General features: G+C 53.9%; 24 protein-coding genes. 14 read left to right on the top strand and 10 right to left on the bottom strand.

Features of this window, described 5'->3' with window-relative positions; genetic code table 11:
- The first annotated feature begins 23 nt into the window (after window positions 1–23).
- From ACYVHX_RS17595 to ACYVHX_RS17540, 12 genes are all read left to right on the top strand, one after another.
- The gene (locus tag ACYVHX_RS17595; protein ID WP_460672984.1) at window positions 24–857 is read left to right on the top strand and encodes a DUF5672 family protein; all 834 of its coding nucleotides are present in this window, start codon (window positions 24–26) and stop codon (window positions 855–857) included.
- A complete protein-coding gene (locus ACYVHX_RS17590; RefSeq protein WP_460672983.1) occupies window positions 841–1869 on the top strand; it encodes a glycosyltransferase family 2 protein in 1029 nt (342 codons plus the stop codon). The genes ACYVHX_RS17595 and ACYVHX_RS17590 overlap by 17 nt, the downstream gene beginning before the upstream one ends.
- An 8-nt stretch (window positions 1870–1877) precedes the next feature.
- Window positions 1878–2858 (top strand): hypothetical protein, encoded by a 981-nt coding sequence (locus ACYVHX_RS17585; protein ID WP_460672982.1) that lies wholly within the window; start codon window positions 1878–1880, stop codon window positions 2856–2858.
- A 202-nt stretch (window positions 2859–3060) separates the two neighbouring features.
- Window positions 3061–4407 (top strand): hypothetical protein, encoded by a 1347-nt coding sequence (locus ACYVHX_RS17580; protein WP_460672981.1) that lies wholly within the window; start codon window positions 3061–3063, stop codon window positions 4405–4407.
- A 17-nt stretch (window positions 4408–4424) separates the two neighbouring features.
- Window positions 4425–5606, top strand: a complete 1182-nt coding sequence (locus ACYVHX_RS17575; RefSeq protein ID WP_460672980.1) for a glycosyltransferase family 4 protein — start codon at window positions 4425–4427, stop codon at window positions 5604–5606.
- On the top strand, window positions 5603–6754 hold the full coding sequence (locus ACYVHX_RS17570) for a glycosyltransferase (protein ID WP_460672979.1): 1152 nt from the start codon (window positions 5603–5605) through the stop codon (window positions 6752–6754). Before ACYVHX_RS17575 ends, ACYVHX_RS17570 begins: the two co-directional genes overlap by 4 nt.
- Entirely contained in the window at window positions 6751–7674 is a 924-nt protein-coding gene (locus ACYVHX_RS17565; RefSeq protein WP_460672978.1) for a glycosyltransferase family 2 protein, read from the top strand. The genes ACYVHX_RS17570 and ACYVHX_RS17565 overlap by 4 nt, the downstream gene beginning before the upstream one ends.
- A complete protein-coding gene (locus ACYVHX_RS17560; protein ID WP_460672977.1) occupies window positions 7634–8209 on the top strand; it encodes a WcaF family extracellular polysaccharide biosynthesis acetyltransferase in 576 nt (191 codons plus the stop codon). Before ACYVHX_RS17565 ends, ACYVHX_RS17560 begins: the two co-directional genes overlap by 41 nt.
- Complete coding sequence (locus ACYVHX_RS17555; protein WP_460672976.1) at window positions 8206–8958, top strand: glycosyltransferase family 2 protein; 753 nt, start codon at window positions 8206–8208, stop codon at window positions 8956–8958. Before ACYVHX_RS17560 ends, ACYVHX_RS17555 begins: the two co-directional genes overlap by 4 nt.
- A gap of 138 nt (window positions 8959–9096) precedes the next feature.
- Complete coding sequence (locus ACYVHX_RS17550) at window positions 9097–10305, top strand: glycosyltransferase family 4 protein (RefSeq protein WP_460672975.1); 1209 nt, start codon at window positions 9097–9099, stop codon at window positions 10303–10305.
- Between the two features lie 76 nt (window positions 10306–10381).
- On the top strand, window positions 10382–10693 hold the full coding sequence (locus ACYVHX_RS17545; RefSeq protein ID WP_460672974.1) for a hypothetical protein: 312 nt from the start codon (window positions 10382–10384) through the stop codon (window positions 10691–10693).
- A gap of 196 nt (window positions 10694–10889) precedes the next feature.
- Window positions 10890–11375, top strand: coding sequence for a hypothetical protein (locus ACYVHX_RS17540; RefSeq protein WP_460672973.1), 486 nt, complete (start codon window positions 10890–10892; stop codon window positions 11373–11375).
- A gap of 118 nt (window positions 11376–11493) precedes the next feature.
- Here ACYVHX_RS17540 and ACYVHX_RS17535 read toward each other — a convergent pair whose 3' ends face one another.
- Both ACYVHX_RS17535 and ACYVHX_RS17530 read right to left on the bottom strand, forming a co-directional pair.
- On the bottom strand, window positions 11494–11901 hold the full coding sequence (locus ACYVHX_RS17535) for a hypothetical protein (RefSeq protein WP_460672972.1): 408 nt from the start codon (window positions 11899–11901) through the stop codon (window positions 11494–11496).
- Between the two features lie 355 nt (window positions 11902–12256).
- Window positions 12257–13492, bottom strand: a complete 1236-nt coding sequence (locus tag ACYVHX_RS17530) for a PQQ-dependent sugar dehydrogenase (protein WP_460672971.1) — start codon at window positions 13490–13492, stop codon at window positions 12257–12259.
- 417 nt (window positions 13493–13909) lie between these two features.
- Between ACYVHX_RS17530 and ACYVHX_RS17525 the strand changes: the two genes are divergently transcribed.
- Window positions 13910–14443 (top strand): RNA polymerase sigma factor, encoded by a 534-nt coding sequence (locus ACYVHX_RS17525; protein ID WP_460672970.1) that lies wholly within the window; start codon window positions 13910–13912, stop codon window positions 14441–14443.
- A 63-nt stretch (window positions 14444–14506) separates the two neighbouring features.
- Here the strand turns inward: ACYVHX_RS17525 and ACYVHX_RS17520 are convergent, their stop codons facing one another.
- From ACYVHX_RS17520 to ACYVHX_RS17485, 8 genes are all read right to left on the bottom strand, one after another.
- Window positions 14507–15547: a glycoside hydrolase family 43 protein gene (locus ACYVHX_RS17520; protein WP_460672969.1), complete on the bottom strand. Its 1041-nt coding sequence runs from the start codon at window positions 15545–15547 to the stop codon at window positions 14507–14509.
- Between the two features lie 27 nt (window positions 15548–15574).
- Window positions 15575–16432 carry a phosphoenolpyruvate hydrolase family protein gene (locus ACYVHX_RS17515; RefSeq protein WP_460672968.1) on the bottom strand — a complete coding sequence of 286 codons (858 nt, stop codon included), beginning with the start codon at window positions 16430–16432 and terminating at the stop codon, window positions 15575–15577.
- A gap of 15 nt (window positions 16433–16447) precedes the next feature.
- The gene (locus ACYVHX_RS17510; protein WP_460672967.1) at window positions 16448–17665 is read right to left on the bottom strand and encodes a Tm-1-like ATP-binding domain-containing protein; all 1218 of its coding nucleotides are present in this window, start codon (window positions 17663–17665) and stop codon (window positions 16448–16450) included.
- Between the two features lie 234 nt (window positions 17666–17899).
- Window positions 17900–19240, bottom strand: coding sequence for a hypothetical protein (locus ACYVHX_RS17505; protein WP_460672966.1), 1341 nt, complete (start codon window positions 19238–19240; stop codon window positions 17900–17902).
- Between the two features lie 2 nt (window positions 19241–19242).
- Complete coding sequence (locus ACYVHX_RS17500; RefSeq protein ID WP_460672965.1) at window positions 19243–19866, bottom strand: hypothetical protein; 624 nt, start codon at window positions 19864–19866, stop codon at window positions 19243–19245.
- 202 nt (window positions 19867–20068) lie between these two features.
- On the bottom strand, window positions 20069–21454 hold the full coding sequence (locus ACYVHX_RS17495) for a sulfatase-like hydrolase/transferase (protein ID WP_460672964.1): 1386 nt from the start codon (window positions 21452–21454) through the stop codon (window positions 20069–20071).
- Window positions 21455–21543: 89 nt separating this feature from the next.
- On the bottom strand, window positions 21544–22431 hold the full coding sequence (locus tag ACYVHX_RS17490) for a YihY/virulence factor BrkB family protein (protein WP_460672963.1): 888 nt from the start codon (window positions 22429–22431) through the stop codon (window positions 21544–21546).
- A 144-nt stretch (window positions 22432–22575) separates the two neighbouring features.
- Window positions 22576–23010 carry a DUF1810 domain-containing protein gene (locus ACYVHX_RS17485; RefSeq protein WP_460672962.1) on the bottom strand — a complete coding sequence of 145 codons (435 nt, stop codon included), beginning with the start codon at window positions 23008–23010 and terminating at the stop codon, window positions 22576–22578.
- Window positions 23011–23200: 190 nt separating this feature from the next.
- On the opposite strand from ACYVHX_RS17485, the gene ACYVHX_RS17480 reads away from it, so the two are divergent.
- On the top strand, window positions 23201–23540 hold a 340-nt coding region (locus ACYVHX_RS17480; RefSeq protein WP_460672961.1), incomplete at its 3' end, for a T9SS type A sorting domain-containing protein.

The following is a 23540-nucleotide window of genomic DNA, read 5'->3' as shown; positions in this document are numbered from 1 at the left end:
ACCGTACGCCGAAAAACCGTACCATGAATAAACTACGCACGAATCCGCAGTTAGCCTGCGTTGTCATTCCGGTTTATCAGAAATCGCTGACGGATTACGAGCAGATCGCGCTGAATCAGTGCCTGCGGGTGCTGGGGAATTATCCAATCATACTCCTGAAGCCGAAATCGCTGGATGTTTCGTACCTGACCACGCCCCACCCGTCGCTCCGGATTCAGGCGTTCGACGACTCGTTTTTCCGGGATGTGCAGACCTACAACCGGCTGATGCTTTCCGAGGAATTCTACCAGGCGTTTACCGACTTCGATTACATGCTGATTTACCAACTGGATGCGTTTGTTTTCAAGGACGAACTGGCCGAATGGTGTCAGAAAGGGTATGAATACGTTGGCGCGCCCTGGCTCCGCGACCTGGATTTTACGAGCCGAACCGAGGAAGCGGTGTTCAACGTCAAGAAAAAGGTGGCTATTTTGTTTGATCTGAAAAAAGAAGACGGCATTACGCCCCGCGAAATTACGTCCCTTAACGGGGTGGGCAATGGCGGTTTTTCGCTGCGGAAAATTCCGTCGCTGCTGCGCTGGATCCAGTTTTTCCGGAAGAAAATTGCCAATTACGAAAAAATACACGCCCACCAGTACAACGAAGATGTTTTCTGGGGCATTGAAATCAACCGGTATCTGCCCTTGCTGAAGGTTCCGGATTTCCGGACGGCGATGCGGTTTTCGGTCGAATTTTATCCCGAGCGGGCCATTCAGGTGTATAACCAAGGGCAGTTGCCGTTCGGCTGTCATGCCTGGAACATTCACGGAACCGACTACTGGCGGCCTATTTTTGCAACCTATGGCTACACCATCTGACCCGATCCGGCCGGGCATTTCCATTGCGCTTTGTACCTATAACGGAGCCGCTTACCTGGAAACGCAGCTGCAAAGCCTGCTGCAACAGAGCCGGTTGCCGGACGAACTCGTCGTTTGCGACGATGACTCGGGCGATCGGACGCCGGTCATTCTGGAGCAGTTTGCCGCGCAGGCTCCGTTTGCCGTCCGGATTGTCCGGAACCAAAACCGGCTGGGGTTCAACAAAAACTTTGAAAAAGCGCTCTCGCTCTGCACCGGCGATCTGATTTTTATCTGTGATCAGGACGATGCCTGGCTGCCCGAAAAAATCGAGACCTTGGCCGCTTACCTGAATCAGCATCCGGACACCGACCTGGTTTTTACCAACGCCCACATTGCCGACGAAACCCTGAAAGATACGGGTCGTTTGTTTTGGGATACGGTGCGGTTTACCGAACCCATCCGGCAGCGGTGGCGTCGGGGTGAAGCGATGGAGGTGTTGCTGGACGGAAACCGGGTGATGGGCTGCACGTCGGCCCTGCGTCGGCGGTTTCTGACCACGTTTCTGCCCATTCCGAACCTCCCCAACTACATTTACGACGGTTGGATGGCGCTGGTAGCGGCCGCCAAGGGCACCATTGACTTTTACGAAAAACCGCTTATCCTCTACCGGACGCACGAAAAGCAGCAGGTGGGCACCCGGCCACCGGCGGCCGGAAAAGCGGTGAGCCTGAAAGACCGGTTTTCACGGGCCCACCACGAGAAGCTCGACCCGTTGATTCACAAATACCAGGGCCTGAGCCAGTTGCATGCGCTGGTAACGGAGCGGGTTTCGGCCCAAACGCCGGGTATCCGGCAATTTGATCGGCGGCTGAGCCACTACGCCCGCCGGAGTACGATCCCCGACGGGCGGTTTTCGCGCATCGGGCCGGTGATGCGGGAGTTGCTGGCCGGAAATTATCACCGCTACGCCGACCAGGAAGCCAATCCGTATGCGCCCTACCTTGCGGCACTGGGCGATTTAGTAGAGTAACAGACGCTATGAGTACATTTTTGACAGTTTGCACGATCCGGCAACTTCCCCAGGCGCTCGCGCTGGGCGAAAGTTTGCAGCGACACCATCCCGGCGAATCGTTCGTGATCGGGCTTTGCGACGATGCGGCCCGACTTCCGGCCGGTTTTCAAAGTCCGTACGCGCTGGTTACACTCCCGGAGCTGCGCATTCCGGATGTGGCCCAGCTCTCACAGCAATACACGCCCGCCGAGTTTGCAGCGGCCTGCAAATCGCTGTTTATCAACCATCGGTTTCAAAACTGCCCGGCGGGTGAGTGGCTGGTGTATCTCGATCCGTCGGTTTATCTGTACCAGCCGCTGACGGAGTTGGCGGGCCGGTATCAGCAGGCTACGCTTTTGCTGACGCCCCACCTGCTGAAACCGCTGACCGACAGCGCGTTTCCGGATGAAAAGTACGTGCAGAACATCGGTTTGTACAGCTCCGGTTTTCTGGCGCTGCGGCAAACGCCCGAAGCAGGGCGGTTTCTGGACTGGTGGAGCAGCCGCGTGCCGGAACGGGCATTTGCGCGGCCCTGCGAAGGCATGTACACCGACCAGATCTGGCTAGTACTGACCCCCGGCTTGTTCGATGGCGTTACGATCGTGAAAAACTCCGCCTGGCACCTGGGCCTCTGGAACCTCCACGAACGACCGATTCCGGAAAACACGCAGCCGGTTTTTGTGAATTACAAAGGATTAGCGGATCAGGAAGGTTTTTTTCAGGCCCAGGACCGCATCCGGCTTTCGGCTTATCCAGTCATCAAAAAGTTGCTGCGGGATTACCAGAACCGGGTCCGCTCGTTTAATCGGGCGGGCTTATCCAGTCCGCTGGATGGCGTGACTCCGGCGTACGGCCAGCAGCCCTTTAAACCGCCCTTGCGGGGTTGGCGAAAAAAAACCGTCGAATCGCTCCGCCAAACGCTGGCATTCATCGAAACCGTTGACGTTCCCCGGAATATGAAAAACTAGGCGTGTAGCGTTATTCGACCCGTCGATCCCCGATAGTCAGCATTCACCATTCGTTATTTGATATTTCTTTATTGACGGGCCGCTATTCCATCTTCCCTATACTTTTCGTTATATTTGTACGGGTATTGAAAAAATACAATTGCTCAAATACTCGGACCAACGCAACGAGCCAGCGGTCAGAGTCGTTTAAAACCGTTATTTTATGCTGTCCTTATCAGAATTATTTTCCTGGCGAAACCTGAATTTAATGCGGTATGTGGTCGGTATCATGATCGTTATCGACGGCTATCCGCTGATTTTCTTTTTCAAGGAGACGCTGCGGCTGGCGCCGGGCAGCACGGCGTTTACGGCCGCTTTTCTGGCGCTGGGATTCATTCTGATGATCCCGTTCCATTTCCTGCACAAGCTCTACCGGATTAACACCACGCTGCTGAAGCAGGCCTTGATCTTCTTTGCCGTCATCTTGTTTTACATGGCGTTTTACCGCGATCAGTGGTTTCAGGACGGTACGCTGGACACGATTTATTACATCTACGTTCTGCTTTTTCTGTTTCTGCTGGTCAACATTCCGAATGACATTATTAAGGTATTTATTCCCATCACCGTGGCTTTTACGGTGGTTTCCAACATTGCGCTGGTCTACGCGCTGCTGACCGACCCGACCTGGAACATCGGGCAGCGGGCGGCCATCCAGTTCGGGGAAGGGGAATACCGCACCGGAAACCCGCACGTTTTTTCCCGAAACGCGCTGATGAGTGTGGTGGCCTGCGCCATTTGGGCCTTTCAGCCTAATACCACGTTTATCCCCCGGATTCTGTCGCTTTTTGCCTGCGTGTTCAGCATGGGAATTCTGGTGATGACCCAGACCCGCTCCAGCATTGTCGCCCTGATCCTGATCATTATCCTGTTTTTCATGTTCAACATTCGGCCCCGTCAGATAAAAACCGCCATTCGGGGCCTGTTTCGGCCGGGTTCGATTGCGCTCATGGTGCTGGCGTTTATCGGCATCACGGTGTTCATGAACCGGAACGGCGACCTGATTGCCATTCTGTACGGCTACGCTGTGGCGTTTATCGAACGGAACATGGAGAACGTCTATGCGCTGCTGGGTATTAAGGTGCAGAACCAGTTTACGGCCACCTTCGACGCATCGGCCGGAAACCGGGCCACCAGCTTTCAATACCTGCGGAACGTGCTGGAAGGTCACCTGCACCTGATTCTGTTCGGACGCGGGTACAAAGCGACGTACCTGGACGTTCCATTGATGGAAGCCCTGATCAACCACGGCATTCCCGGTTTTGTAACATTTACGGCCTTCTGTTTTTCGATGCTGTTTTACAGCCTGAAAACCATCCGCGATAATCCTGATTCGCTTTCAACGTTTCTGGCTTACTTTTACATCATGCTGTTTGTCCAGCTGTTTACCAACGGACGGCCCTACGAAATTTCGTTCTGGCACCCCTTCTGCCTCATGATCCGGTTTATTGGTATCAGTCACCTGTATCCGCCCAGCCTGCGAAATGGGCCGACACTCGCACCGGCGGTTTAAGGTCGACACCCATCTCTATGAAGATTCTGATTGTTCACAACATCCTGTGGGCACACTATAAGGCAACGGTTTTCAGTGAGCTGCACCGGCTTGCACCCCAATTCGGAAGCACTGTTCACGTCCTTCAGATTGCCCAAAGCGAGCAATCCCGGGTTTTGCTGGGCAAGCCGGACCAGTTGCCGGATCAGTATAGCTACGAACTGCTGTTTGACACCTACATCGAACAGGTCAGCACCTCGGCGAAAATCAAGGCGCTGGTGAGCCGGATGCGTGCTATAAAACCGGATGTGCTGTTGCTGACCGGTTATTACGATCCGGCCCAGATCGTCCTTCTGCTGCTGGCCAAAGCAAGCGGCATCAAGGTCATTATCCAAACCGAATCAACCCCCGTCGATCTGACCCGCAGCGCTCCGAAAGAATGGTTGAAAAGCCGGATCATTGCAATGGCCGACGGTTTTTTCTGTTTTGGCACCCCACAGGCCAATTACCTGAAGCAGCTGGGCGTCCGGCCGGAGCGAATTCTGGTGCAGAACAACGCCGTAGTGGACAATGCAAAACTGCGCAAAACCCACGATGCGGCCCTGCCCCACCGAGCCGCGAAACAAGCCGAACTCGGCTTAAAACCGGCTAATTTTATTTACGTGGGCCGCCTGGCCGCCGAAAAAAATCTGACGGTTTTGCTCAATGCGTTTGATCAGGCCCGCCAGGCGGCCACCGGCGCGAAAGACTGGGGGCTGCTGCTACTGGGCGACGGCGACCAGAAAGCGAACCTTCAACAGCAGATTGAACACCTGAACCTGTCATCCTGCGTCAAAATTCTACCCAATCAGCCCTGGTACCGGGTGCCCGAAACGCTGGCACTGGCCGACGTGCTGGTCCTGCCCAGCCGGTCCGAACCCTGGGGGCTGGTGGTCAACGAAGCCATGGCGTGTGGTATGCCGGTGGTGGTGTCGGAGCGTTGCGGCTGCGCGTTCGATCTGGTGCAGCCGGGTCAAAACGGGTACGTGTTCGATCCGCTCCGGCAAGATGCGGTGGCGGATTGCTTGCAAAAATTCCTCGATAATCAGGCCGACCGGCGCGCCATGGGCCAGCGTTCGGAACAAATCATCGCCGGTTTTGACCCGCACACCGTTGGGCAGAAAATGATGGAAGGATTTGTAAAAGTGAATCGTGGGTCGTTATTTCAGCCTTCCGTATGAACATTCTCCACATCTGCGCTTACTCCTGGAACATTGGCGGACCGCCCCGAATTATCTACGATTACACCAGTGTTCAGGCGGATCAGGGCGAAAAAATCACGATTCTAACGCCCATGTCCGAGGGGGAAGTTCTCTACACCGTTGCACCGGGGGTGCGGGTGGTGGAGGTCAAGCGGCACTGGTTCGCCCGGTTTTTCCCCGAATTTTCACCCGGTTTATACCGCTATCTCCGCGAACACGGCCAGGAATACGATGTGATCCATATCCACGGTATCTGGCATTTCGGGTCGGTTGCGCCTTTTTTTGCGCCGGTTCGGGGCGCCAAGGTCATCACCATCCACGGCCTGCTCGACCGCTGGACCATCCGGCAGGGGTATTGGAAGAAGAAAATCATGTCGTGGCTGCTCCAGAAGCGGCTGTTGAAAAAAACGCCCCTGATTCTGATAAACAACACCCGCGAGCTGGAAGACGTCCGGCGGTATCTGGGCTATGAACACCCGAACGTTCAGATCATTCCCAACGGCATTCGGATTTCGGAATACCAGAATCTGCCCGCCCGCGGAACGTTCCGCCGGCAGCACGGCATTAGCGACAGCCAGCCGGTGATTCTGTTTCTGAGCCGGATTCACATCAAGAAAGGACTGGATATTTTGTTACCGGCCTTTCAACAGTTGTTAAAAAGTCATTCTGATGCGGTTTTGGTGCTGGCTGGCCCTGACGATGGCTACTTAACGGAGATTCAGCGGTTTATCGAAACCCATCAGTTGCAGAAAAACGTAGTCTTGCCAGGAATGCTCATCAAGGAAGCGAAACTGGCCGCTTTTGCCGATGCGGATGTGTTTGCGCTGCCCTCCTATTCGGAAGGGTTTTCGGTGGCGGCCATGGAAGCCCTGACGACGGGCGTGCCGTCGCTGCTGACGGACAATGTCGGTTTTGGTGATTACCTGCGGGCGTACGATGCCGCCTACATCAGTGATACCACCGTTGATTCGGTGCGCGAAGGACTGGCGTATCTGCTTGACCATCCCGACGACGCGGCCCGGCTGGCCCGCAACGCCCGGCGCATGATCAGCGAAGTGTGTGACATTAATGTGGTAGCCAAGCGGGTGCTCGAAGCGTATTATCAACTTGTTTCCCAGCCGGTATGACCAGCATTTCCGTCATCATTCTGACGCATAACGAAGAAAAGCACATTGGCCGGTGTCTGGCCAGTCTGTTGCCGTTTACCGACCAGGTTTTTATTGTCGATTCGTTTTCCAGCGATCAAACCGTCGAAATTGCCCGCTCGATGGGTGCCGTGGTGGTGCAAAACCCCTGGGTCAATTACGCGACGCAGTTTAACTACGGGATTCAGCATACGCCCTTCCAGAGCACCTGGCTGATGCGAATGGACGCCGACGAGTACGTGTTGCCCGAACTGGCGACCGAAATCAAAAACCGCCTGGGGACCCTGCCCAACGATGTAAGCGGCATTTACGTCAAACGGCGGGTGGTGTTCATGAACCGCTGGATGAAACACGGCGACTATTACCCGATCTGGCTGCTCCGGCTCTGGCGCAGCGGGCAGGGCATCTGCGAAGAAACCTGGATGGACGAACACATCAAGCTTTCGACGGGACGCTCCCTCCAGTTTGAGCACGATATTGTGGATCACAACCTGAATAATTTAACGTGGTGGACGCAAAAACATAATCTCTATGCCATCCGCGAGGTGATCGATATTTTAAACATCCGCTATAACTTTGACCAGTCGATTCGGGTTGAACCCAAATTGTTTGGGACGCAGGAACAGCGCAAGCGGTATCTGAAACTCCGGTATGCGTCGCTGCCGCTTTTTACGCGACCCTTTTTATATTTTTTCTACCGGTATTTTCTACGGCTGGGACTGATCGACGGTCGGCCGGGTCTGATGTGGCATTTTTTGCAGGGACTCTGGTACCGGTTTCTGGTCGATGCCAAACTGTACGAAGTGTTTCACCGGGTAGGAACGGACAGACAAGCGATTATTGATTTTTTCCGAACTGAATATGGAAAAGACCTCCTGGCTCAAAGGCCGGGCCAGCACTGACCTGTCGGTTTACGACAACAGCTGGTGGAAACCCGGACCCAAGTGGAAGATCATTCTGTGGTTTTTGGTTAACCCGGTTTTTATCAATTCGTACCTCCCGGTTCCGATGGCGCTCAAGCGGGGCATTCTGCGGCTGTTTGGGGCTAAAATTGGTGTTGGCCTGGCCATCAAACCGCGGGTAAATATCAAATTTCCCTGGTTGCTGACCATCGGCAATTACGTCTGGATTGGCGAGGAAGTCTGGATCGATAACCTGGCGCCGGTTACCATTGGCGATCATGTCTGCATTTCGCAGGGGGCCTTGCTGGAAACCGGCAACCACAATTACCGCATCCGGACCTTTGATTTATTCATCAAACCCATCCATTTGGAAAACGGGGCCTGGCTGGGTGCCAAGTCGGTGGTTTCACCGGGGGTTACCTGTCGCTCGCATTCCATTCTGGCCATGGGTTCGGTGGCCACGCAATCCCTGGAAGCCTACGGAATTTACCAGGGGAATCCGGCCGTATGGGTCAAAAACCGCGAAATTGAATGAAAGTAACGATCATAACGGTAGTTTATAACGGCGAAAAAACGATCCGTGACAGCATCGAATCGGTGCTGAATCAGACGTATCCGGACATTGAGTACATCGTTGTCGATGGCAACTCGAAGGACAAAACCGCCGAGCTCGTCCGTTCGTACGGGCCCCGCATTACGCGATTTGTTTCGGAGCCGGATAAAGGTTTGTACGATGCGATGAACAAAGGGCTGCGGCTGGCTACGGGCGATGTCATCGGTTTTATCAACGCCGACGATTTCTACAAACATCATCAGGTGGTCGAGAAGGTGGTGCGGCTTTTTGAAACCACGGACTGCGACGCGGTTTACGGCGATGAAATCTACGTGAATCCCGAGGATACCGAAAAGATCGACCGCTACTGGAAGGTCGGTGAATACAAGGAAGGGGATTTTCTCTGGGGCTGGATGCCCCCCCATCTGACCTGCTTTATCAAACGCTCAGTGTACGAAAAATTCGGCAATTATACGTTGCAGCTCAAGAGTTCATCGGACTACGAACTGCTGCTGCGGTTTATCCATAAACATAAAATCAAGCTGAGCTACCTGCCCGAAGTCACCGTCGCCATGCGGTCGGGCGGCATGAGCAATGCCACGCTGAAACACCGCTGGCGGGCCAACCGGGAAGACCGTCAGGCGTGGCGCATCAACGGCCTGCGCCCTTATTTTTTTACACTTTTTCTCAAACCGATAAGAAAAATAACCCAAGTACTACCAAAGTTCTAAAAAATAGCCTTTTTTTGCACCGCATGATAAATTTAATGACCGAAAAGTCATTTTAAATTGTACCAAAAGAAGAAATAGGTAACATTTACGTGCTATATCCAGTGATTTTATACTCGTACATATTATCACACCACCGCCATGAATCTTGAATTACTTCTTTCTTATATCCAAAACAAGCTAACCGACGATCTGTTCCAATTAGGGCTTTATCAGTGCTTGTTATCCTTTCTAGTAGCCTGTTTTGTTGCGGTTGTTTCCATCCCGGTTGTCATCAAAATTTCGGAGTTGAAGTTTCTCATGGAGAAACCCGGCCACCGGAGTTCCCACAAAACTGCCACGCCGACTTTCGGCGGTATTTCAATTTTCGCGGCCATCCTAATCAGTTATTTTCTCTGGCCCGCCATCGACCAGACCGACATTTATCGCACAAACCTTTCCATCGTGGGCATGTCGATTTTGTTTTTTATCGGCATCAAAGACGATATGGTGGGCATCGACCCGAATAAGAAAATTTTCTTCCAGGTCCTGCCCTCGCTGATTCTGATTTTCTTCGGAAAACTTCGCATCGATTATTTGTACGGTATTTTCGGGATGTACCACATCAACGACGTGTTTTCGGTCCTGATTACCTGCCTGATTTTTATCACCATTATCAACGCCATTAACCTCATTGACGGCATCGATGGTTTGGCTGGTGCCATTTCTACCCTGGCCAGTCTGACGTTCGGAAGCTGGTTTTTGCTCACCAATCACTTTGCCATGGCCTGTCTGGCGTTCACCCTGGCGGGTGCCTTGATCGGTTTTCTGCGGTTTAATTTTTCGCACACCAGCAAGATTTTCATGGGCAATACCGGGTCGTTGATTCTGGGCTTTCTGCTGTCGTTTTTCGCGGTCCGATTTATAAACTTGAACAACTCGTTCCGGTTTGATCCCACCTCGTTTTTCAACGCCCCCATCATCGCCATCGTCATCCTGATTGTGCCGATTTTCGACACCTTGCGGGTTTTTCTGGTCAGGATCATGGCCGGAAAATCGCCGTTCTCTGCCGACCGCAACCACATGCACCACATTATGATCGACAACGGCCTGACGCACGCGGCTGCTACGGCGGTGCTTTGTGGCATTTCGCTCATCAATACGGTGCTCTTTTTCCTCTTTCACCGGGACATTTCCAACACGCTCTCGTTGTTTATCCTGATCGGCATGTTCTTTTTGTACATGGCGCTCGGCGTTTTTCTGAAAATGCGGGCGCGGGTTCAGGCTATCGACAAGCCGCGCCGGAAGGGACTCTACCTCAGCCAGTTGGCGAATGCTTTCACCGGAAGAAACATTTTGCGGTATTTATAAAAGAAAACCGGTCGGGTTCATTGCCAACAATCATTTGTTCTGCTTGTTATAGTTCCATAATCAGCTAACAAGCCTTATGGAAAATCAGAACACCGGGGATCGGCACGCCGACACCCGCAAACCCGACCAGAACAGCACCGCTCAACCTTCGGACGATCAGGACGACATACCACCCATGTCGGAAGCCGATACGGCACCGATGTACACCGACCTCGGCTTAGGCGCTGAAGACCCTTACAACAAAGGGGGTGACGAAGCGATGGACACGCTCTTGTATACCGATACCCATACGGCCATCAACACCGCCGAAAACCGGTCTAATTCGCTGGCGTATGAAGGCGATATTGACGACTTGACGGTGGAAATTGACCCCGACGATACGGTATAGCTCACTCACCGCAGAATTGTGTCGTTCGATCCGGTTCTGCGGTGATTCCTACCCGGTTTGCTACGGTGACGTTTTAGTTTTAATAGCCTCCCTAAAACCAAAAAAATCAGGACGTCATTTTGGTGGAATTCAACCGGCGGCTCGTAGATTTGGGACAGAATTAAACTGCTACCCTGTTTCTAGCCCAACCGGTTTAATGCATCGTCACTGCCTGATCCGAAAAGTCGTTTGTCTGATGACCGTCCTGGTGACTTCCGGGGTAATTTGCGTGGCTCAAGATCAATTTCTGGGTAAGTCGCTGGGCGAAGTCAAATCCGCTTTAACCCAAAAACGGATTATCTACCAGGAGCAACTATCGCCGATGGGCGATGCCACCACCCTCTCTTACAGCGCCACCGAAGCCGATCCGAAGCGCGTCGATTTATTTTTCTCGCATTCGCTCAGCTTTCCGCAGGCCAGCAAAAACCGCTGCGTTCAGCTGATCAGCACGCCCATGCTCCAGAAAGCCTGGGTTGCCGACACCCTCAAAAACCGGTTGCTGGCGTCGGGCTACCAACAAACAGAAAACGGCCGATTCCGCGATGATCGGACCAGGCAGGTGGTTGCGCTGGAAACCATTCAGGATATTCAGCAACCTACTATCAAAATGATCCGGATTGTGTTTACGCAACAACCGCAGTAGCTCCCGACCGAAAACCGGCTGTTCCGATCAGGCTTGCGCTTATTCAAAACAGCAAAAGCCGACCCAACACTGGACCGACTTTTGCCTGTTGTTTTCAGAATACAATGGCGTGGCTGACTTAGTTAAGGGCAATCAGCCGATTCGTAAAAACCGGTTGCTGCGTAGCCAGCGTCAGGTTGTTTACTTTCGCTTCGATCCCATCGGTCACGATCACCTGATAGGCACCGTCGGGCAGCTCGCTTACATCCAACTTGATGCGCGCCACTTTTTGCAGTCTCCCAATCCGCTGAATAAAATATTCTTTTCCGGCACTGTTCATCAGCCGCACCTCAACGGTTCCGCCCACCAGCTTATCGACGGCAACGCGAAGTTTCCCTTCGGCATCAGTGTAAAGACTGCTTTTGTAGGATAGTACTTTTCCGGTAGGTTTTGGCTCGTCGGCAGCTGGTGCCGTAGCGTAGGAACCCGTAAAACTTCCGAAGGTCAGCAAAAAGGCAACGAGCAGGGTTTGGGCGATGGTTTTCATGGCGTACAGGGTTTGAGTTGTTGTGTCCGTTTTGGATGGATCAAAGGTCCGCAACGGGGCGTTGAAAGCCTGTCACAAATGAGTCAACTCCTGCTACTTTTGAGAAAACCGCTTTCTACGCGTCAGAACTGTGATTTCAAAGAAATGAAATGGCTGGAGTTTGCTCCGGAGAAGCCGGATAAAAACCGTAAGTCTCGTTCTCGACAAACCTCTCCTGCTCCAGGCTGCCAGAGAACGGGCTAAAATACAAAACCCGGTTTTTCAAAAAACCGGGTTTTGCAACGTACTCATTCAGCAGGCTTTTACGGGAAAAATCAAAGAAAAACCAAAGCCCAAAACTGACTTTCTACCGGTTTTACTTCTGGTAACTGACCCGGTAAATTACGCCATTGTTGTCATCGGTAAACAGGAACGATCCATCCGGCATCGTGGCAATTCCGACGGGACGACCAAACTGGGCCTGGTTGTTATTGACCAGAAAGCCCGTCACGAAATCATCAACGCGGGTGGGTTTCCCGCCCTCAAAATGGATTCGCACCACTTTGTAGCCCGAGGGTTTGGCCCGGTTCCACGAGCCGCGCATGGTAGCAAAGACGTCGTTCTGATATTCCGCCGGAAAACCGCCGGTCTGGCCTGTTCCCGTGTAAAACACCATGCCCAACGGGGCCGCGTGGGCTTCGTACGATAAACTGGGCAGGGTAGTTTTGGCCAGAATCTGGGCGTAGGTGGTGTCGCCCATCGGCCGGGGGTGTGGATTGTAGCTGCCGTCTCCGTAAATGTAGGGCCAGCCGTAAAACGCGCCCTGCTTGATCAGGTTCAGTTCTTCCTTCTGCTGCTCATCGCCCAGCCAGTCAATACCGTGGTCCAGTCCCCAGAGTTCTTTGGTTTCGGGATGCCAGCCAAACCCGATGGTGTTGCGCAGGCCATTCGCGAAAACAATCCGGTTTCCGCCGTCGGCATTGGCCCGCAGAATCGTCGCGTGTTCGGCATTGGGTTCCGCGCAGGCATTGCAGGTGCTGCCCACCGTCAGGTACATCAAACCGTCCGGGCCAAAACCGATGGTCCGGTTGGGGTGCTGTCCGCCATCGGGCAGGTTGTTGATCAGTTGCTGCTGGTTTTTTAGGGTACCGTCGTTTGGATCAATATCGGCCCGGTACACCTCCTTCACGGACACCATATACATTTTATCCTGGTGAATGGTGATCCCGTGAACCGCCTTTATTTTAGCTACTTCGACGCTTTGATCCGATTTTCCATCCCCATTGGTATCGCGCAGCAGGGTGACCGTACCCGCTTCCCGGCTGGTGACGTACACGTTCCCCGACGCGCTGATCGCCAGCATCCGGGGCTTGACGAGCTTGTCGGCAAACTTAGCAATGCGGAATCCGGCCGGCAGTTGTAGCTGGGCCACCCGCTCATCGGTGGCATCAACCAGGGCCGGTTCAAAGACGTTTCCCTGAATGCTGGCCGAAGTCGGTTCTTTGTTGGTCTCGGGAATCTGAGCACCAATCAGGTGATCTTTTGAACAGGAATTGAGAAAAGTCAGGCCCGCCAGACCCGCCAGCGGCAACAGAAAACGTACATTTTTCATGTATAAAGTGATCATAGAGTATAACAAACCAGCTGTATCGGTTTCTTTAATACCGCTCAATGGCCGCTGGTTTGCGGAAGGGAACCAAAGGCGGGAAAGGATTGGTTGGCTGCTACGGAATACACAAAAAACCGTGCTCCTACATAACTGATTCGTACCCGGAGGGTTTTAGGAATGATCCTATGGTCCAGAAAGACGGCGGGGAGCGCTTGGCATCCGGCATTTCAGAACTCCCGTCCGGCGCGAAATTGGCTTTTCGGTCTGGGGGATTTTTCGGCGGTTTTCGTATTGAAAAATGTAACTAATTCAATTTATAAAAATCGGTTTTCCCCTGACCATCGTAGGTATAGCTGAGTTCAACCCCCAGACTATCTTCGATTAGCGCACGTTCTCTACTCCGCCAATTGTCCATTTCTATTGAAAAAGTCCAGTTCGCCGGATCAGGAAGCCTTGTTTCTGGAAGGCCTGATTACGCACAGCCGCAAAGCCTACAACGAGTTGTACGACCGCTATGCCAGCACGTTGCTGGGTATAATTCAGCGGATGGTTCACCACGAGGAGGTTGCGCAGGATTTGTTGCAGGAAACGTTCATCAAAGTATGGAAGAATGTGCACCGCTACGATCCGGCCCGGGGGCGGCTGTTTACCTGGCTGGCGCAGGTGGCCCGCAACACCGCCCTGGATTATTTGCGGAGTACCCAGCACGAACAGGCAGCCGAGTTTCAGGTGCGGATGGGGGAACTAACTTTTACCGACGTCACCCTGATCGGGTTGAAGGAGACGGTTCTGGCCGCGCTTTCGTCTCAACACCAGCCCATTATTGAGATGATTTATTTCCGGGGTTTCACTCATCAGGAAGTGGCCGAACAGTTATCGTTACCGCTGGGCACGGTCAAAACCCGGGTCCGGCAGGCACTGCTGGAACTAAAAAAGGCTTTTTCGGCAGAATGAAAAGGCTTTTGAAGTATACTTTGGGTGGGTCTGGTAAAATGAGAACTGAAATTAACAAACCGGCTACTGTTTTTTCGTTGCCGTTGCCGGCTTGGGCAACGGCGTCCCCACACTGACGGGAATGCCAAAATCCGGAGTGCCATCGCTTCGCCAGCGAAAGCGTTGCGCCCGGGGAGTTCGGTCTTTGCAGGCCTTGTTGGCTTCCGTTTTAGCGTGATACACAATCCAGTCCTGCTGACCATCGGCTGATTGGGTGAAGCAGTTATGGCCGGGACCAAAAACGTTGTGGGCGGGGGACTGGGCAAAAACGGGCTGGCTTGATTTGGTCCAGGAGGAAGGCTGCAATACATCACTCGTTTCGGACGCAGTCAACATCCCCAGGGAATAATGGTCGTCCCAGCAGGCGCTGGCCGAGTAGATGATGAAAAGCTGTCCCCGTTTTCCCTTCAAAAACTGCGGTCCTTCACAAATTTCCCGCCCATCGTATTTTTCCCACGGCAGGCTCGGCCGGGCAATTTCCACCTGTTTCGCACTGATCGTCCAGGGATTAATCAGCTCCGCAATAAACAAATTACTTTGCGGACCCACATAGCCTGAGTACAAAAAATAGTGTTTGCCGCGGTGTTCAAAAACCGAGCCGTCCAGACCGGTATAGTTTGTGTTTATCTTGCCTTTATCGGTCCAGGTGCCCATCAGCGGATTGGGCGACTCGTTCTCCAGCACAAAAACGTACCGATTCGAATCACCCGGTTTTGCCTGATCCGTTGCGGTATAATACAAATACCATTTCCCGTTCAGGCTGTGGAGTTCGGGGGCCCAGATATCCTTCGAGTTAGGCCCCGCAGCGGGCGGTGTCCAAACGATCTTTTTTTCGGCCTGGCTTAAATTGGTGAAGTCCGGCGTGCGCCAAAGTGTCAGATTACGGCCGGTTGTGTTGGTATAATAATAAAAGCCATCCTTAAAAATAACCCACGGGTCGGCGCCAGCAGCCAGTAGTGGATTCGTGAAAGTTGCTTCATTGGAAAGATTCTGGCCAGCAGCGCAATGGGACAAACTGACCAGCAACAGCAGCACCAGAACCGGTCGGGCAACAATGAACATCATTGGCGGAAAGAAATAGAGTGGAAAGCGTTAACGGGCGAGCGATTTGAATTTACGGGTCAACTCGGTCAGCGATTCTTCCACACCCATGCGCTCCAGCGACGATGCGCCCACAAAACCCTGCACGCTCGTCCGTTCCAGCACCACGCGAACATCGTCGGGCGTGTTGATGGGTCCGCCGTGCGCCAGAAAAAAGATGCCGGGATTGACCGCTTTGGCCGCATCGATGATTTGCTGCGTACGCTCGATCGCTTCGTCCATCGAGCAGCTGGCATCGGTCACGCCGATGGACCCACCGACCGTGGTGCCGACGTGGGCAATTACCGCGTCCGCACCGGCTTCGGCCATTTGGCGGGCTTCCTCGGGGGTGGCGACATAAACGATGGAAAACAAATCCATTTTACTCGCCAGCTCCACCATCTCCACTTCCTTTTTAAACCCCATGCCGGTTTCTTCCAGCACCTGCCGGAACTGTCCGTCGACAATGCAGTGGGTGGGGAAATTGTTAATCCCGGAAAAGCCCATGTCCTTCACTTTCAGCAGATGGTGCCACATCCGCCGGCGGGGATCAGAACCGTGCACTCCGCAAATCACCGGAATTTCCTCCACCACCGGCAGGACTTCAAACTCACCGATTTCCATCGCCACCGCATTGGCATCACCGTACGCCATCAGCCCCGCAGTCGAACCATGACCCGACATTCTAAACCGTCCGGAATTGTAAATGATCAGCAGGTCGGCGCCCCCTTTTTCGATAAATTTGGCACTGATGCCCGTTCCGGCTCCGGCGGCAATGATGGCTTTCTGGTTATTCAGGGTAGCTTGCAGGCGCGCCCGGACTTCAGCTCTCGTATAGGGATTTCCTTTTCCCGTCCATTGGTTCGGCATAAGATACGTCTTGCTTTATTTTCGATCTACTAATTCCAGTAAACTTGCGACCAGTACCTCCGCGAAGGCCGGATCATTAATGTGCGTGGGCGACTCAATCAGTCGGACCCGCCCGGACAGATTGGATTTGATGGCGTCAAATAGCACCCGGTCGACTTCGGGCTGGTAAAAAATGTTTCCGGCAGCGTCAATCTGCGAAAGACCCTTCAGCGGCAGAACGACCGTTACACCGGCCTTCGACTGGTTGACTTTGTGGGCCAGCAGCCGGCCGAGCTGCTCGTTCTCGGCGGCATCGGTTCGCAAAAGGGTGACGCTGGGCGCCCAGCTGTACAGTTGCCGGTGCTGGTAGTGGGGCGGAACCGTGTCCGGCTGGCTGAAATTCACCATATCCAGACAACCCGGTGCCACCACCTGCGGGATATTCATCCGGGCTGCCGCCATTAGCCGGTCGGGTCCGGCGCTGCAAACCCCTCCGCATAATTCGTCGGCGAGCTCGGTTGTGGTTACGTCCAGAACGGCATCAAAATGGCCTTCCTCAATCAGGCTTTCCATCGTGTGTCCGCCGTTGCCGTTGGCATGAAACGCGATGACTTCGTAGCCCAGGGATTCCAGTTGAGCGGTGCAACGATCGACGCAGGCGGTGGTATTGCCAAACATACTGATCGCAATCCGGCCGACCGGTTTTTGGTGCATTGCCGGAGGCACTGTCACCATGGCACAAATGGCCGCAGCCGCCTGTTCGATAAGCTTCGACAGCATTCCATTCAGACCGGCCACGTCGACCACCGAGGTCATCAGGGTGATGTCTTTGGTGCCCACCTGCCGGGTCAAGTCCTTGGCGGCCATCGTCGATAGGCAAAGCTTGGGCACGCCGAACGGAATGGGCTGCATGGCCGCGAGCGACACGAACGTGCCGCCCCCACCGCCCATACCAATGGCCCCCTTCACCAGTCCTTTCTGAACCAGTTGCGCCACAATGGCGGCTGCACCCGCGCCCATCATCTCGATGGCCCGGCCCCGGTCACGGCTTGCCCGCAGGTCCGCCAGCGACTGGTTGGCGGCTTTGGCAACGACTTCCGCATCGTAATCAATCGGAAAATCGACGAAGGTTTCCATCACACCGGAATTAACGGTAATAACGGATTCACCCCGCGCCCGAATGCCGTTCAGCAGGCAGGAAAAGGCGGGGCCTTTCGTATCAAAACAGCCAATAACGACGATGGAGGGGTGCATATACCAGAAAGAGCGATTTGTAAAAATCTAACCCTCCACGGGCTGATTTATCGAAACTTTCGGCCCGGAAAATGACAAAAACCGGTGCCTGGCGTTATTGCAACACCCCGCCGATCCGGCACATTCCCCCATTATTCTTCCGGAAAATCGAATGTAATTTAACGGTTATCGATGGCCCTGAGCGTGGTGCCGTTGGAGCCATCGATAACCGTAAACCCTAAACCACAAAACCGGCTATTGTTTCACCAGGACGGTGATCCCTGCTTGAACCGGCATCGTTTTATGTGATGTGACCACGCATCCCCCATCGGTTGGACCCGATTCGTGGACGGTAACCACCGAGCCGCTGAGCTTCAGGACGACCTTCACCGCTCCGGTCACCCGCTCGGCGCTCACCACATCCACCGTACCGGCTTCGGTCAGTGCCTCCCGGCATTTATCGAAGTAGGAAGTCCCCGAGATGTAATCCTGCTTCCCCGAAAAATCCATCGCCTGAATCGTGGTTCCGTGCTGGTAATCAGCCGTAAAGGCGTGGGCGCCGACCGACAGGTTATCCAATGTGATCTGAAGGGTCCCGTCTTTGCCTACCCCATTGTCGCCGATTACCGAGACCACCACCTGTCCGTTTACCATCGCGGCCAGTGCATTCAGGCGATTGTCAAACGAATGGCCATTGATGGTCAGGTAATCGCCTTTGGCGATGGTTACATTGCTAAGGAGCAGCAAAACCGCCTTCGATCCCGGATTTTTCAACTCAAGGGATAGGGCGACCGGATTCGGCTCCGGTTTTTGGGCGGGTGCCACATACAGAATTTTTCCGGTTTGCCGGTTTTGGGAGATGGTCCCGTACCGGTGGTCTTTCGGAGCGGAGGCTGTCCAGTCAGTGCCGTTGATAAAGAGCCTGGCAACATCTTTGCTGGCATCCTGCAGCTGCAACGCGCTGAGCAAATCCCCTTCGGCAAACGTGGTCCCATCGCCCCCAACGCGGGTCAGTTTCAGTTCCAGCGTTTCATTGACGTTGATGGTGGTTTGCTCCGGCGATAACTTATACTGGGTGATCAGCGCCCACCAGGCGGTTTTTTTCAACCGGGTCGTTACGGTTTTCTTCCCTGTATTGATCGTAGCCTGTCCCGTTAACTGCCAGGCATTCCGTGCATCCTGGAACGCCACGCCCATCGCATCCACCGAGGCTCCGGTGAGTTCCTGCTCCCGGTACGTGTACGTCAGCGTTACCGGCTGCTGAAACGTCAAGCCGGCGGGGCTAATGCTGATTCCTGCACCAACGCCGTTGGGGGCCTGGTTTTCGCCCGGCTGTATCGTAATGGTAGTTTCCTTACCAACCGCACCAGCCGGAAAGCTGAGCGCAAACTGGCCATCGGATGTCGCTATCGTCCCGCCAGCCGGACCAATGACTTTTGTGGTGGGGGCACCGGTTAGTTTTCCGACCTGCGTTGGAGTTCCCAGCGTGTCGGCGGGTGTTGTGCCGGTTTCGACGGGTGCAATCGAATCCGAAGGCGTCTGGCAGGCCAGCAGGGCGCCAAAGGCGAGAATGGGTAAAAGTCTGGTAAATTTCATGCTTAAAAAGAGGATGCGGTGGGGATGATGGGATTGGATTCGACGCGGTTACTCTCGGGGCTGGATGGATCGCGGAGTGCCCCATCCGATTTTTGGTGGTTGGCAGCCCGCCATACGACCAGCGCCATTAAGCTCCACAGCAGAGCGGAGTACAGATTTGAAAAATGCAGAACTATGGAAGTTCGGCTGACGGCCATCGTCAGCGGGAACCACAGCCCCACGGCCAGCGGAATCCAGCGCCCAACGCCCCGGAGCTGTCGGGCCCGCAGCGTGGCTACCCCAACAACCAGCATGAGCAGATTACTCAGCGGCCAGGCCAGATCCAGGACCATAAATGGCAGGGGCTTGTAGGTAGGCGCCACCAGTTGCCAGAGGTTGGACAGGTTGGCAATCAACAACGTACCCAGGACCAGTGGGGTAATTCGTCGGCCCAGCCAGTCGGTTCCCGTGAGCCGCAATCGGCGCATGGCTTCTACGGCCCCCATCCAACCGGTGATGTACAAGAGTCCCCAGACACCGGTCCACCAGGAGTTTCCGAGTGGGGCGTAATACGCTTCGACGTACACGCCGATGGCCAAAAAGGGGGCGCCCATCAGGGCCAGAAGACAAAGTTGTTTCGTGTTCATAGGAGGCAAAACGCGGGATCTTCTGCGTTTCGATTGGCAAAAGTGGCCTCCAAATGGCCCGACCCAAATCCAATCCCGCACCAATTGCGATCTTTGATTCGCCAATTGCACGCACCTGGGTTTGAATTGTAGCAGCCATTCCGCTGCGGATCAGGGGAAAGCGGGGATAAGGCAGGTAGGTGGGTCGTTCACCGGTTCGTTGCTACTTGGGTAGTCCCGCTCGCCACGCCAGCAGTTTTGGCCGCATGGTGTTGACCAGCCCGGGCTGCTGACCGGCTACATCCGTTTGTTCGGACGGATCGGTGGCCAGATCATACAGTTCGATGCCCGAACCATCGTCGTTGACCAACAACTTCCAGTTGCCCTGCCGCATGGCCAGATTTGGGCTTTTGGCGCGACCGGCCGGGTAGCGAAATGATTCCGAATTGCGACCATATTCCCAAAATAAAGCGGTTTTACGAACCGCCGGTTTTCCCAGGAATGCTGCGGCCATGTTTTCCCCGTCGGCTTCAGAACGTTTTCTTTTTTTACCGGCCAGATTCGTAAAGGTGGGCATCAGGTCGACGGCACTCACGATGGTCTGGTTATCAACCCGGTTTTTTGGCGACCGGGCCGGATAGCGAACGATGAAGGGCATTCGAATGCCACCTTCGTAGAGGGAAAGCTTACTGCCCCGGAAGGTTCCCGACCGGCTTCCCTGAAAGGTCGGTAACGCTCCGTTGTCGCTGGTAAAAACAACAAGCGTGTTTTCATCGATGCCTAAGGCCTTCAGACCGGCCATCAGCCGGCCAATCTGCTGGTCCAGCTCGGACAAAACCAAGTTGAATTCCCGGGGTTTTTCGGTGCCCTTCGGAAACTCGTTGAGGGTTGTTTCGTCGGGTACCCAGGGGGTGTGCACATCGTCGGGCCAGAGGTTAATGTAGCAGGGCTTGTCCGGGTTGCGCTTCAGAAAATCGAGCGTTCTATCGACAAAGTAGGCCGTGCGGTTCCAGCGTTTGACGCTGTCCGATTTCGCCCAGATCCAGTCGGTGGACGTAAGCAGCGGGTCCGGATCGGGGCTTTCCCAGGTGCTGGCGTATTCATCAAAACCGTACTGGCGAATTCCGGGGGCATTATCCACATCGCGCCCACCCCCCATGTGCCATTTCCCGAAGTGCGCCGTAACATACCCCTGCGTTTTGAGTTCACGCGCCACGGATGGCGCCGAAGCGGCCAGAAAGTCAGCCTGTTCGCAGGTGCGGTTGTGTTTTCGATCGGCCAGAAACGAGGTAATCCGCCATTTGCCGGGAACGGTGCCCGTCATCAGGCCCACGCGCGAAGGCGAACAGATGGGAGCCGCACTGTAGTAGTTGGTGAACCGGATTCCCTCCGCAGCCAGGCGATCAATGTTGGGGGTCGGGGGCAACGAATTGGCAGTCAGGCTGGATCGGTAACAACCGACATCGGCAGCCCCCATATCATCAATCAGAATCAGGATAATCGTGGGTGGCCGCTGGATTGGCTTCGCCCTGAACGCAGGAGTTGAGGTTTCAAAGCTGCTAAACAGCACCGCAATACAAAACAGGGGAAGGAACAGGTGAATTTTCATCTTCGCAAAGCCATCGAATTAGAAAGTAAAAGAAGCGATTCCCGGTAGATTCCAGCGAATGTATACGCGAAACGTTTACCGATACAAACTCATGGCGTCTTTTTGGAATCACTTATTTCGGTAATCTCGTAAAGAACCGCGCTCTTTTTAGGCTGGGCATCCAGGTGAAGCCATTGGGTATACTGCCGGGTAAAGACGGCTCCGTAATAGAAAATCAAGGAACTATAAAAGACAAATAACAGCAGAAGAATAAAGGCACCGGAAGCGCCATACCGGGAATTGATCAGATCCGGAACGAGGAGACGGCCCAGAAGGGCTTCGCCCAGCTCGTACAGCAGGCTCGTGACAAAGGCCCCCACCCAGACGGCTTTCCAGGGCACGCGCAGGTCGGGCAGGCACTTGAAAAGCGCAGCAAACCAGACCGCCATGAATAAAATCGAAAGGACGCCGTTCACGGTTTCATCCAGGATCGACCCCCTTTCCACCTGCGAAGCCAGCTGATCCAGTGCCAAAGAGCCCGTCACCAGTAAACCGGTAAAGATGATAATGCCCAGGGCCACCAGCCGGTCTTTCAGCGTGTTCAAAATTGTTCGCTCGGCGGTGGCTTTCACATTCCAGAGTTGATTCAGGGAATTTTTGATGACCATGAACAAAGCCGTTGAGGCCAGTAACACCAGAACAACGCTCAGGGCGGTCCACAAAAAATGGGAAGGATTGGGCTGCAAATGGTTGGAGATGTCGTTCAATTGGCGGGCACTTTGGTAGCCAAATAATTGGCCCAACTGCCGAAAAACCTGCCCTCGCACTTGTTGCTGATTGAAAACCGGACTAAAAACCGTACTCAGAATAATGACACTGGGTGGCAGCGCAAAAAAGGTAAAGAACGCCGTTGCGGCTGCCATGCGAACCGGATCATTGTCCTGAAAGTTCGTCAGGGTTTGCTTAAACAGCCGAAGAAAAACCGCTACCTTTTTCAATACGCGATGAGTTACTATCCAGATCACAACCGTTTTCAGGCACCAAAGTTTACAATTCTAACGAACAGGTAGTGAGCTCGATGGATGATCACAACTTAAAACGGTAGGACTACGCTATAGTTCACGGAAGGACCGGGACCACGTTTATTCCCCTCCGGCCTGCACCAGCTCCACCGTTCGTTCATCCTTTAAACCGTCAAAGTACTTATCCAGAACCGCCTGAAAAACCGGGTCGGTTTTTTCGAGCAGGCCGAACAAGGTCATGCTTGACCGCAGTTTCAAATCATCCGGACTGCCCAGAATCTGGCGGGCGGTCTTTCCGTCATGCTCCAGGAGGGCGTGAGAAATTTCAACCAGCCGTCGGCCCAGGACGGGATGTTCCAGATACGCCCGGGCTTCTTCCAGATGGCGAATGGCGTAAAACCGGGCCGTTTCACTAAAACCCAGTCCCGCGATCTGCGGAAAAATGTACCACATCCAGTGGCTCTGCTTACGACCCTTTTTGATTTCGGCCAGGGCCTGTTGGTAATCCGCTTGCTGGGCATCCAAAAACCGCGGCAGGGTGTGATCGGTTTCCATGGGCTATAAGGATAGGTGAATCAGGTAATCAATACAAATACCGGGTTTCGCTAAACATTGTTTCAGCAGGATCCTTCCGGTTTTCCCAAAAGTACCAGGAGTTGACCCATTTGTGACAGGCTTTCAGCGCCCGCGTGCCGACCTTTGATCTATCCAAACAGACACAAAAACACTCTAAACAAGATACGCCATGAAAACCATCTTCAACACCCTGCTCGTCGCCCTGACCTTGACCGCGGCCAGTTTCAATGCCGCTGAGGCTAACCCGAAAGAACCTAAAAAAGTAGCTGCCTTCCAGAGTGGCATCTTCACGACCATCGACGGCAAACTCCAGATTGCCGTTCAGAAGGAAACCACCAGTGCGGTGATGGTGCAGTTGCTGGATCAGAAAGGCAACGCGGTTTATTATCAGAAAATTGGCAAACGGCAGGACGCCATCCGGTACAAATTTGATGTAAGCAATCTGCCCGACGGCGTCTACCAGGTGTCCATCAGCAACGGGGTGGAGACGACGACCAAAGAAGTGACGC

The sequence above is a fragment of the Larkinella ripae genome, from assembly GCF_054780775.1.
The sequence above is the reverse complement of the archived record's forward strand: the minus strand, read 5'-3'. Positions and strand labels throughout refer to the sequence as shown.

Coding starts and splice junctions, on each gene's coding strand:
- ACYVHX_RS17500 (WP_460672965.1), bottom strand. CDS start 19,866: ATGAACACGAAACAACTTTGTCTTCTGGCCCTGATGGGCGCCCCCTTT.
- ACYVHX_RS17555 (WP_460672976.1), top strand. CDS start 8,206: ATGAAAGTAACGATCATAACGGTAGTTTATAACGGCGAAAAAACGATC.
- ACYVHX_RS17595 (WP_460672984.1), top strand. CDS start 24: ATGAATAAACTACGCACGAATCCGCAGTTAGCCTGCGTTGTCATTCCG.
- ACYVHX_RS17545 (WP_460672974.1), top strand. CDS start 10,382: ATGGAAAATCAGAACACCGGGGATCGGCACGCCGACACCCGCAAACCC.
- ACYVHX_RS17570 (WP_460672979.1), top strand. CDS start 5,603: ATGAACATTCTCCACATCTGCGCTTACTCCTGGAACATTGGCGGACCG.
- ACYVHX_RS17520 (WP_460672969.1), bottom strand. CDS start 15,547: ATGATGTTCATTGTTGCCCGACCGGTTCTGGTGCTGCTGTTGCTGGTC.
- ACYVHX_RS17515 (WP_460672968.1), bottom strand. CDS start 16,432: ATGCCGAACCAATGGACGGGAAAAGGAAATCCCTATACGAGAGCTGAA.
- ACYVHX_RS17560 (WP_460672977.1), top strand. CDS start 7,634: ATGGAAAAGACCTCCTGGCTCAAAGGCCGGGCCAGCACTGACCTGTCG.
- ACYVHX_RS17590 (WP_460672983.1), top strand. CDS start 841: ATGGCTACACCATCTGACCCGATCCGGCCGGGCATTTCCATTGCGCTT.
- ACYVHX_RS17505 (WP_460672966.1), bottom strand. CDS start 19,240: ATGAAATTTACCAGACTTTTACCCATTCTCGCCTTTGGCGCCCTGCTG.
- ACYVHX_RS17485 (WP_460672962.1), bottom strand. CDS start 23,010: ATGGAAACCGATCACACCCTGCCGCGGTTTTTGGATGCCCAGCAAGCG.
- ACYVHX_RS17580 (WP_460672981.1), top strand. CDS start 3,061: ATGCTGTCCTTATCAGAATTATTTTCCTGGCGAAACCTGAATTTAATG.
- ACYVHX_RS17510 (WP_460672967.1), bottom strand. CDS start 17,665: ATGCACCCCTCCATCGTCGTTATTGGCTGTTTTGATACGAAAGGCCCC.
- ACYVHX_RS17575 (WP_460672980.1), top strand. CDS start 4,425: ATGAAGATTCTGATTGTTCACAACATCCTGTGGGCACACTATAAGGCA.
- ACYVHX_RS17540 (WP_460672973.1), top strand. CDS start 10,890: ATGCATCGTCACTGCCTGATCCGAAAAGTCGTTTGTCTGATGACCGTC.
- ACYVHX_RS17585 (WP_460672982.1), top strand. CDS start 1,878: ATGAGTACATTTTTGACAGTTTGCACGATCCGGCAACTTCCCCAGGCG.
- ACYVHX_RS17495 (WP_460672964.1), bottom strand. CDS start 21,454: ATGAAAATTCACCTGTTCCTTCCCCTGTTTTGTATTGCGGTGCTGTTT.
- ACYVHX_RS17535 (WP_460672972.1), bottom strand. CDS start 11,901: ATGAAAACCATCGCCCAAACCCTGCTCGTTGCCTTTTTGCTGACCTTC.
- ACYVHX_RS17565 (WP_460672978.1), top strand. CDS start 6,751: ATGACCAGCATTTCCGTCATCATTCTGACGCATAACGAAGAAAAGCAC.
- ACYVHX_RS17530 (WP_460672971.1), bottom strand. CDS start 13,492: ATGAAAAATGTACGTTTTCTGTTGCCGCTGGCGGGTCTGGCGGGCCTG.
- ACYVHX_RS17550 (WP_460672975.1), top strand. CDS start 9,097: ATGAATCTTGAATTACTTCTTTCTTATATCCAAAACAAGCTAACCGAC.